The organism is Roseovarius halophilus (ex Wu et al. 2025), assembly GCF_047086965.1.
This window is the reverse complement of the sequence record NZ_JBKOTX010000459.1, coordinates 1-1,452: the sequence shown is the minus strand read 5'-3', so window position 1 is coordinate 1,452 and position 1,452 is coordinate 1. Positions and strand designations below refer to the sequence as shown.

Below are 1,452 nucleotides of genomic sequence, written 5' to 3'. Positions count from 1 at the left end.
CTCGGATCGCGTGCGTGGTCGTGGCGCTGACGTGAAGAATTTGTCCATAGTGCATCCTTCTGATGGTCACAGATCAGTAGACCAGCACACGCTGGGACTAAATACGGGCGGATCACGGCGGACACTGTCCATATGGACGCCTCTCTGATCCGGGCCGATGTCAGCATGGATGCGCTCGTCGATCAGTACCTGGACGCCGTGCAGGATGCCAACGATGACCGACGCGCGGCGCGAACGACCGGCAAATACAAGAAGCTCTGCGGTAGCGATCCGGAGGCCACGATGGCAACATCTTCCGGGACGCCACTGCGCCCGAGCTACAAGCAGCACACGGCCGTCGATGACCATGCCGGCGTGATGGTGGATGTCGAGATCGTGACGGGAGAAGAACACGACACGGGCCGGTTCCGGGAGCGGATCGATGCGATGCCGACCAAGCTGGGCCGAAGGCCCGGGTGGATCACGGCGGACAAGGCCTATGGAACGGAACAGCTCTACGCCGCCCTCGAGGACTGCGAGACCGATAATGTGATCCCCAGTCGCAAGCCGCTGCGGCGCAAGGATATGCAGGGCTTTCCCGTCGAGCGCTTCAAGTATGATGCGCGAAAGGATCGTGTCCGCTGCCCAGAGGGCAAGACATTCTTGCCGCGATCACCCACGAAAAACGGGCGCTGGTACCGCGCCGGGCGAAGCGACTGCGACGCATGCCCGCAGAAGGGCCGCTGTATTCGCGGAGCAGCTTCGGCGCCACGGGTGCACATCACCAACCAATTCCCCGCCCTACTAAGCGCCATGGATCAAGAAACGCCTGCCTTACATGGCTAGGCATCGGGAAAGACTGGCCTTCATCAATGAGACCTCGGTCAAGACGAACATGGCAAAGACCACCGGATGGGCCCCGCGCGGGACGCGCCTGGTCGATCACGCACCGCTCGGACATTGGCGAACGCAAACGTTCATCTGTGCCCTGCGGCACGACCGGCTGGACGCGCCCTGGGTGATCGACGGAGCAATGAATGGCGAGATGTTCGAGCTCTATATCGAGACCCGGCTGGTGCCGACGCTACGTCCCGGCGACGTGGTCATTCTCGACAACCTGTCGAGCCACAAGAGCCCGGGGCCGCCAAAGCCATGCGCGACATCGGTGCGTGGTTCCTACCGCCATACAGCCAAGATCTGAACCCCATCGAAATGGCCTTCTCGACGCTCAAGACTCTCATCAGAAAGGCTGCTGCCCGAACCTACCGTGAACTGTGGCACGCGGTCGGGTATGTCTGCGACCTGTTCAGCGACGCGGAATGCTACAACTTTTCCAACGCCGCCGGATACCAAACCGATAAAACGCGACATGCTCTAGTGGATTGATTCCAACGTTTGGAACCCTCTGTTTCTTGCGGCGATGATGTCATCCGGGTTGGCTTTCCAAATGAATGGTTGCGGGTTGTCGGCATT

General features: G+C 60.5%; 3 protein-coding genes. All 3 read left to right on the top strand.

The features are described 5' to 3' along the window. The first annotated feature begins 132 nt into the window (after positions 1-132). From ACH107_RS32805 to ACH107_RS32795, 3 genes are read left to right on the top strand one after another with little or no spacing between them, the layout of a single operon-like run. Positions 133-825 (top strand): transposase, encoded by a 693-nt coding sequence (locus ACH107_RS32805; RefSeq protein WP_412509777.1) that lies wholly within the window; start codon positions 133-135, stop codon positions 823-825. After that, positions 818-1,180 (top strand): transposase, encoded by a 363-nt coding sequence (locus tag ACH107_RS32800; RefSeq protein ID WP_412509776.1) that lies wholly within the window; start codon positions 818-820, stop codon positions 1,178-1,180. Before ACH107_RS32805 ends, ACH107_RS32800 begins: the two co-directional genes overlap by 8 nt. Next, a complete protein-coding gene (locus ACH107_RS32795; RefSeq protein ID WP_412509775.1) occupies positions 1,132-1,365 on the top strand; it encodes a transposase in 234 nt (77 codons plus the stop codon). Before ACH107_RS32800 ends, ACH107_RS32795 begins: the two co-directional genes overlap by 49 nt. The last annotated feature ends 87 nt before the right edge of the window (positions 1,366-1,452 follow it).